At 64.5% G+C, this 7,815-nt stretch carries 7 protein-coding genes and 2 pseudogenes; 5 read left to right on the top strand and 4 right to left on the bottom strand.

Going from position 1 to position 7,815, the window contains the following annotated elements; translation table 11 throughout:
* The 3 genes from SACHA_RS25970 to SACHA_RS0104550 form a co-directional block, all read left to right on the top strand.
* Positions 1 to 264, top strand: a 264-nt coding sequence (locus SACHA_RS25970) for a hypothetical protein (protein ID WP_028662884.1), incomplete at its 5' end; no start/stop codon positions are given.
* Between the two features lie 222 nt (positions 265 to 486).
* Positions 487 to 1,713 (top strand): cytochrome P450, encoded by a 1,227-nt coding sequence (locus tag SACHA_RS0104555; protein ID WP_019807535.1) that lies wholly within the window; start codon positions 487 to 489, stop codon positions 1,711 to 1,713.
* 195 nt (positions 1,714 to 1,908) lie between these two features.
* On the top strand, positions 1,909 to 2,403 hold the full coding sequence (locus SACHA_RS0104550) for a hypothetical protein (protein WP_019807533.1): 495 nt from the start codon (positions 1,909 to 1,911) through the stop codon (positions 2,401 to 2,403).
* A 51-nt stretch (positions 2,404 to 2,454) separates the two neighbouring features.
* Here SACHA_RS0104550 and SACHA_RS20270 read toward each other — a convergent pair.
* Together SACHA_RS20270 and cyaB are read right to left on the bottom strand one after the other, a co-directional pair.
* Positions 2,455 to 2,964: pseudogene (locus SACHA_RS20270) on the bottom strand (SRPBCC family protein); the annotation flags it as partial.
* A gap of 8 nt (positions 2,965 to 2,972) precedes the next feature.
* A complete protein-coding gene (cyaB, locus tag SACHA_RS23660) occupies positions 2,973 to 3,725 on the bottom strand; it encodes a class IV adenylate cyclase (protein WP_198010094.1) in 753 nt (250 codons plus the stop codon).
* Between the two features lie 195 nt (positions 3,726 to 3,920).
* On the opposite strand from cyaB, the gene SACHA_RS0104530 reads away from it, so the two are divergent.
* Positions 3,921 to 4,415 (top strand): GNAT family N-acetyltransferase, encoded by a 495-nt coding sequence (locus SACHA_RS0104530; protein WP_083935778.1) that lies wholly within the window; start codon positions 3,921 to 3,923, stop codon positions 4,413 to 4,415.
* 223 nt (positions 4,416 to 4,638) lie between these two features.
* Positions 4,639 to 6,783: an AIPR family protein gene (locus SACHA_RS23655; protein ID WP_083935777.1), complete on the top strand. Its 2,145-nt coding sequence runs from the start codon at positions 4,639 to 4,641 to the stop codon at positions 6,781 to 6,783.
* A gap of 190 nt (positions 6,784 to 6,973) precedes the next feature.
* Here the strand turns inward: SACHA_RS23655 and SACHA_RS0104510 are convergent, their stop codons facing one another.
* Both SACHA_RS0104510 and SACHA_RS0104505 read right to left on the bottom strand, forming a co-directional pair.
* Positions 6,974 to 7,453: a hypothetical protein gene (locus tag SACHA_RS0104510; RefSeq protein ID WP_019807521.1), complete on the bottom strand. Its 480-nt coding sequence runs from the start codon at positions 7,451 to 7,453 to the stop codon at positions 6,974 to 6,976.
* A pseudogene (locus SACHA_RS0104505) lies at positions 7,450 to 7,815 on the bottom strand (hypothetical protein); the annotation flags it as partial. The gene SACHA_RS0104510 and the pseudogene SACHA_RS0104505, both read right to left, overlap by 4 nt.

Genomic DNA, 7,815 nt, shown 5'->3' with positions numbered 1-7,815 from the left:
ACCCGGACCGCCGGTGCGGGCCAGTGGCCCGCCGCGTCGGACCGCCACGTCGTCTCCGGGTCGCTGTACGACCCGAGCGGCGCCTCCGGCGACCTCGACGGACCCGCCGGTACCGGTGCGACGGCGGAGGTCCCCGCCTCCGGGCCCTACCCGAGCAGCGTCACACGGGACGGCGGCATCCGGCTTCCTCCCGCACCGCCGTTGCACGCCGGGCCGGACGCCCGGGTGCCCGACCCCCGGTGGACGGATCAGGACCCACGCTGACCGGAAGGTGCGCACCACACCCGGCAAGTGGAACAAGTTCTTGCCTGCTGTGTGGGTGTGACGGACTCGCCGGGACGGTGGAGTAGGGCGTGCGGAGCGTGAACACCCGCACATAATCGATCAAGTAAACACAGTTCACTCCGCGGGTTCCCCGAGTTAACACCGTATGCTTCAATCTGGCAGTAGAACGTGTTCCACGACGCTGCTGTCGGAGGTACGGCCATGAGCTCGTCGTTGCTGCCCACCGGATTCGACTTCACCGATCCCGACCTCTACGCGGAGCGGCTGCCGTTGGAGGAGCTCGCGCTGCTCCGCCGCACCGCGCCGGTGTGGTGGAATCCGCAGCCGTACAACGTGGCCGGCTTCAAGGACGAGGGGTACTGGGTCGTCACCCGGCACGAGGACGTCAAGACCATCTCGAAGGACGCGCAGACGTTCTCCTCGGCGGCCAACAGCGCGATCATCCGGTTCGACGAGACCATGGACGAGGAGGGGATGGACGCCAACCGGCTCGTCCTGCTCAACATGGACGCCCCCCAGCACACGAAGCTGCGGCGGATCGTGTCGAAGGGCTTCACCCCGCGGGCGATCGGCAAACTGGAAGACGCCCTGCGCAGCCGTGCCCGGAACATCGTGCGCACCGCCCGCGAGAAGGGCTCCGGCGACTTCGTGGCCGACGTGGCCTGCGAGCTGCCGCTGCAGGCCATCGCCGAACTACTCGGCATTCCGCAGGAGGACCGCGGCAAGATCTTCGAGTGGTCGAACCAGATGATCGGCTACGACGACCCGGAGTACGACGTCGAACCGATCACCGCCTCGGCCGAGCTGGTCGGCTACGCCACGGCGATGGCCGAACAGCGCCGCCAGTGCCCGATGAACGACATCGTCACCACGCTCATCGAGGCCGATGTGGACGGCGAGGGGCTCACCTCCGACGAGTTCGGCTTCTTCGTCATCCTGCTGTCGGTGGCGGGCAACGAGACCACCCGCAACGCGATCACCCACGGGATGAAAGCCTTCCTCGACCACCCGGGCCAGTGGGAGCTCTACAAGCGCGAGCGGCCGAAGACCGCGGCCGACGAGATCGTGCGGTGGTCGACACCGGTGGTGGCCTTCCAGCGCACCGCGACCACCGACACCGAACTCGGTGGGCAACACATCCGCGCGGGCGAGCGCGTCGGCATGTTCTACAGCTCGGCCAACTTCGACCCCGACGTGTTCGACGAACCGGAAAAGTTCGACATCATGCGGGACCCGAATCCGCACGTCGGTTTCGGCGGTACCGGCGCGCACTACTGCATCGGCGCGAACCTGGCCCGCCTGGAGATGGACCTGATGTTCAACGCCATCGCCGACGAGATGCCGGACATCCGCGAGGTGGCCGAACCGGACCGGCTGCGCTCCGGCTGGCTCAACGGCATCAAGCACTACCGGGTGGCCTACGAGTGAGGCGGTGAGCAGGATCCGGTCGCGCGCGGGGCCGCCGGGGACCTTCCCGGCGGCCCCGTCGTGCGTCGGCCGTCCCTGTGGTGGGGCTCAGGCCGGTTCCGTCCCGGCCGAACCGGCAGGGGAGCGGCCGGGCCTGCCGTAGTCTCCCGGTCGGTACGTGTTCCACACGCCCGTTGGCCACGAGGAGGTCCCGCCATGGACGACGCCGCGACCGGGGGTTGGTCCGCCGCCCCCGTGTCGGAGACGGGCCCGGGTCGGCTCCCGCCCGGCCCGGACGCGGTCGCCGGGGACGGAGCCGTCGTCGCCGTCGGGGCCGTCTGCGAGGTGGCTGTTCCGTGGGACACGTCGACCCGCCAGGTCGGCTTCGCCCTGAGCGAGTACCTGGAGATGGAGTCCGGCACCCGTGTCGTGCTGCACAGCGAGCGGGGTGTCACCGTCGCCGTGCGCGGTGATCGCTCGCCGGAGTTCACCGGCTTCACGGTCGACGAACTCCGGGATTCCGTCCTCGGGGCCCTGCTGCCGGACGAGGGGGACGACGAGGAACCCGGCCAACCGCACCCGTGGCGATGGCTGGCGGAGCTCGCCGCGGCCCGCAATGTCCGGGTGACGCCGGAGGAACTCGCATCGCTGCCGTACGAGCTCGATTTCCGCCCGGCGGTGCGGGCACTGCTCCGACCGGACGAGCCGTGATCCCGGGTCGATCCCGGCCCGTCGCGCGTGTCGGCGGTTGATCGTGGGCGATCACCCGTCCTGCGCGTGCTCGGGCTCCGGCAACGGTTCACCGGTCTCCAGCAGGGTCTTCAGGCTGGACAGCAGTCCCGGCCAGCCCTGACTGAGCAGGGAGTGCAGGACACTGCCCTCGTCGAAGTCGTCGTGCACGACGGTCAGCTTGGTGAGCGCACCGAGCGGTTCGATCTCGAAGGTCACCTTCGACCGGCCCTCACCGGCCACTCGGGCGTAGGCGTCCGCACCGAGGCCGACGGCCTTCGCCCATTCCGGGGTCAGGCTGTGCCAGGTGTAGGACAGTCGCCGGTACGGCTCGTATTCGAGCACGACCTGCTCGGGGTCGGCGGTCACGGTGCCGCCCTCCTCCCAGGTCATGGTCGAACCGAGCTGCCAGTCCGTGCCGAACGAGACACCCCAGTAGCGCCGGGTGAACGCCGGATCGGTGAGTGCCTGCCACAACCGCTCCGGCGTGGTTCTGATGTAGGTGGTGTAGACGAACTCGGGCCTGGCCATGGGCTCCTGCTCGGGTGTTATCAAGGGCAGTGGAAAGTCCGGAGCCCCGGCAACATGACCGTAGGCCAGGGGTCCACCGGGCTATTCGCGAACGATTGTATCGGGCGTGAGGTGGGGTGCAGACTTCGCGACTCCGGGTCTGGCCTCATCGGCACTGCTGGGTTCCTCGGTCGGGCACCGGTGGCCGGATTGATCTCCGGTCGTCTCATCCCGGCTCGTGTCGGAGTACGAGGTCTCGGTAGGGCAGGTGGACCACGGGCAGCGTGTCGAGACCGAGTTGCCGTTCGACCCGGTCGAGGAGTAGCTCCGCGCGCGGAGGAGTCCTCAGCAAGTACCTCGGTCTCGGCGAACGCGCCGAGGCCTGCGAACGTGTCGACGACCACGGTGACGGTGTCGCCGGGGTCTCGGTAGGTGATGCGGGTCTTGTCCACCTGGCACAACCGGACCATGCCCAGCGTGTCGAGCAGATCGAGCGTAGCGGAGGTCTGGCCGGGGCCGGCGAGGGAGACATTGGTTTCCCGTTTGGCGATGATGTCGTCGGCCGAGTGGGTCTCCGCGGTGGACGCGGGTTTGTAGGTGATCTCGGCGTCCCCGTCGCGTCGTCGGACGCGCAGGCACTCGACGGTGCGCAGGAAGTCACGGTCGGGACGGCTGTAATAGGTGTCGACCTCGACGCGGGTGCCGCCCTCCCGGTATCCGGCCGTGGTCAGCCGAGCTCTCAACGTCTCGGGGTCGGTGAGTTCGCGCTTACGTTCGACCTCGATCAGGTTCATGGTATGTCGTTGTCTCCCCGGGAGATGGCGGTGTAGATGCGGCCAGACTGGGCTTGCCGCGATGGTCCCGTACGAAGGCTGCTCGACCGGGCTCCACGCCGCCGGAGCGGTGCCTTCGCCGACCTGTCAGCACATTTCGGTCTTGTCCCGCGGAATTGACCCCGAACGGACGATCGCTCGGTGCAGACTGGGGGCATGACGTCCGGGGTGGAGATCGTGTTGCGGCCTGCGACCGTCGGCGAGGCGGATGCCCTGACCGAGCTGGCCCTGCGGTCGAAAGGGTACTGGGGATACGACCGAGCGTTCCTCGAAACATGCCGTGACGAGCTGACGTTGCACCCGACGGAGCTTGCGGCACGTCGGGTGGTCGTCGCGGACAGCGGAGGAGAACCCGTGGGCTTCTACAGTCTGGAGGGGCAGCCCCCGGACGGGGACCTGGGCTATCTGTTCGTGGAGCCGACAGCCATCGGCCACGGCATCGGAGGACAGCTCTGGGACCATATGTGCGGTACCGCCCGCAGCCTGGGATTTCGGCAGATCCGCATCGAGTCCGACCCCGGCGCCAGGCCTTTCTACGAGTCGCGCGGAGCCAGCCTGGTCGGCACTGTCGCCTCTACGTCTGTACCCGGCCGTGAGCTGCCCCTCCTCAGGTACGTGCTGCCCGAGGGCCCGGTGTGGCGGGGCAGGTAGGGGCGCATGGATCCACTCATGCCCGTGAAGGACGTCGAAGCATCGATTGAGTCGGGGCAAGCTGTTGCCCTACGAATGACTCCGAGCTGGCCACCATCACGATCTCTGCTCATTACTAGGGAGTGCTCGATGCATGGTCACTAGTAGTGAGAGAATCAGAGTCCGGTCGTCAGCTACATCTATAAGCCCACCATACAAAGGTCGTAGGAGGATTGTTCCGAGCATGAAAAGTGATCAGGGCAGCGACGGGGTCGTGGTTATGCAGGTTCGTCAGGTGGAGCGAGCGCTGCGGGAAGTCTACATCAATGCAGGGCTACTGGACGTTGGTGACTTGGAAGGTAAGCCAGACGAGGAACGAGACCCGCGCCTCTTATCACGAGCACTTGCTGCTCAGGCTGTTCGGATAGTTACTGGCTTCAGTCCGTCGGAAGCAGCCGCCACCGTCATAGACGGCGTGAATGACCAAGGGATTGACGCACTCGCTGTAGTGGACGGTACTGATCCACATGTGTATCTGGTTCAGGCGAAGTGGAGTAGGAAAGGGAAAGCCAGTAGCGATCGATCCGCTGTTATGGAACTACTTAGCGGTCTACGACTCATTGATGAAGAGGACTTCGGCGCTTTCAACCCGAGGGGTCAGCAGCTTGCTGAACTCTCCAAAGCGGTTATGGAAAAAGGTCCTGTCTCTGTAACGCAAGTTATCGTGTTGATGCGCGCCGACGAGGTAACTGACGGATTTCAGCAAGCGATTATCCAGGGCGAGCGGGACTTCAACCGACACGGGGACGTGCTCGACCATCGGATAATCCTTTCGGCAGAAGTCTGGAACTCCGTCCGCCGGGATCTTATGCCTCGACCGGTCACTCTCGAGGCTGAACTGTTTCCATGGTTCTCGATTAGCAGTCCATATGAGTCATTCCAGGGTGTGGTCGGAGCGGAGCAGGTGGTTGCATGGGCTGACCATGGTTCCAATCTATTCAACCTAAATATTCGAAACCCCCTTGGGAGAACTCCGATAAATAATGAGCTAATCGAAACACTCACAGGTGAACCGGCCAACTTCTGGTATTTCAACAACGGTATAACAATCCTTTGCGAATCGATAGAACGTAGTCGTCAGTCGCTCCACGCGCCTCAAGGACGGCCGATAACGTTGACTCTGCATAACGCTAGCGTCGCGAACGGAGCGCAGACTGTTCGGTCTGTTGCTGAAGCGGTATCCAAATCTGAGGATGCGGCTTGTGCGCAGGTTAGTGTGCGGATTATTGTAACCGGTTCTGCTGATGAGTTCTCTAAGCGAGCCACGCACGCTACGAACCGACAGAATAGAGTTGAGTCGCGCGACTTCGTGGCTCTGGATCCAATCCAGGCCGCAATCATCGAAGATATGCGTGCTGAATTGGGGTTGGAATACTCTGTGCGGCGCACGGAGCTCGAGCCGAACCCGGCCACCGGATGTTCGGTAGTCGAAGCGGCGTGTGCGCTGGCATGTGTTCATTCTGATGCGCAGTATGCTGCGAGGATCTCGGCTAAGACGGAGGCATTGTGGGAACGAGGGGCGCAGGGCGTTTATGAGAATCTGTTCCGTCCGCGGCCTGGCCCCTACCTTCTATGGAATGCGGTTCAGGTTTTCCGAGCTGTCCGAAAGAATCTGCATGCGCTCCGTCCTCAGTATCAGGGTCGCGGTGCGGCCCTCGTTGATCATGGTGTACACTTGATTTCCTATCTTGTGTTCCGTAGTCTTGATACTGAAGCGATCGGCGAGCCAGATTCTCGGTTGGAGTGGCAACAGTACGCACGTGAGCGGGTGCCTGAATTGGTCGGAAAGTTGATTCCGGCCGTTGCAGGTATGATAGACAGTCTTTATTCGAATCGCTCACAAATTCGCGCAGCATGTTCGGATATATCTCGCTGTCGTGAGATAGCCAATCATGTGCTCGGTCAGGACGATCTGGATGATCTCGTCGTGCAGGATAAGTACCAGCGTTCCGCTGCTGAGCGGAAGCGTCGCCGGCCGAACGCCGTCTCCGTGATCATCGACCGAGGTCTACTAGAAGAGGGGGCACAGCTTACTCTTGTCAGTGGAACTTCCACAGAATACAAGGCCTTGACAGGCTGGCTCAGTGAGGATAGGCAGCGAGAACTGGCTACTTGGGTCCCGCATCGATCCAAGCCGCTTCTTTGGGCGGCAGATGGGCTACAGTACTCACCTACTGGACTTATTTTCCGCATGTGGGATCTTGCGGGATGGGAGGGACGGCCGGTGGCCGTCCAAGGTACCGCCCGATGGGCAACCAGAACCGGCGAAACTCTGGCCGATCTCGCTTGGCGGACGCTCGACGAACTTGAGTCTGGTGAATTCGATTGATCCCAAGTGTCTGAGTACTGATAAAATCTGCTAGCGTTTGGAATAGTGATATGTCGAGGGAGGTGTGAAAGTGTTATGGTCTCGAATATGGATGGCCGGTCCGTAGCGCAGGAATATGTGTTTCGAGTGAGTTCACGGCAGCGGGGCAAAGTATGCTGTATGAGACAGCACATTGCTCGGTCGTTCACGCTCAGTCTCGCGTCGCGCCCTCCGGCCAGAGCACCGTGACCGGTACTCCGCGTTCGCGGGCGGCCTGGACCACGTCGGCGGTGCCGCCGTAACCTCGGGCGGGATTGCCGTCCCAGACGGCCACGAGCTCGTCGGCCTCGGCGAGCATCCGCAGGCTCGCGGTCATGTGGGCTTCGGAATCCGACTCGGTGTGCTTCAGCCGGATCACCCGGGCCGCGCGGGCCAGCAGCGCGTCGTAGGTGGCGTGGTGGTCGGCGGGCAGTCCGTCGCGGTAGTGCTCGGCGGGCACGACCACCACCAGTTCCCCGCCGGACTCCAACAGGTGCCGGGCGAACAGCGAGTCGGGGCCGTCGGCGAGGCAGGACATCCCGACCAGGCCACCGTCGGCCCGCTGCGCGACCTCGGCGCGCAGCGCGTCGGCGACGAGCCGTTCGATGGGGCCGGGCAGCCCGCGATGTCCGGTGATCGCCAGCGTGGTCATCGTGCCTCCGTGTCGTAGAGCGCGGCCAGCGTCTCGTCCAGCTCACGGGCCTCGGTGGCGCGGGCGGGCACCGTGGTGCGGTACTCACGCACGCGGGCGGTGATGCGTTCGCTGCCGTAGGCGCGGCCGACCCGCAGGGCGTCGACGGCGAGACGACATCCCTCACTGTGGTGTCCGGCGGTGCTTAGAACATGGGCTCGGTCGAGTTGGGCCAGGGCGCGTGGTTTCGCGCCGGTCAACGCGGGACGGGCCGCCTGGTAGGCCGTGTCGGCGGCGCGCACGTCGCCGAGCCGCGCCAGCGCCGAGGCCTGATACCGGGCGAGCTTGGGCCCGTCGTAACGCGAACACCCACGGCCACCGCG

It is taken from the genome of Saccharomonospora halophila 8 (genome assembly GCF_000383775.1).
GTDB lineage: Bacteria > Actinomycetota > Actinomycetes > Mycobacteriales > Pseudonocardiaceae > Saccharomonospora > Saccharomonospora halophila.
Note: the sequence above shows the minus strand (reverse complement) of the source record. Positions and strands in the feature narration are given on the sequence as shown.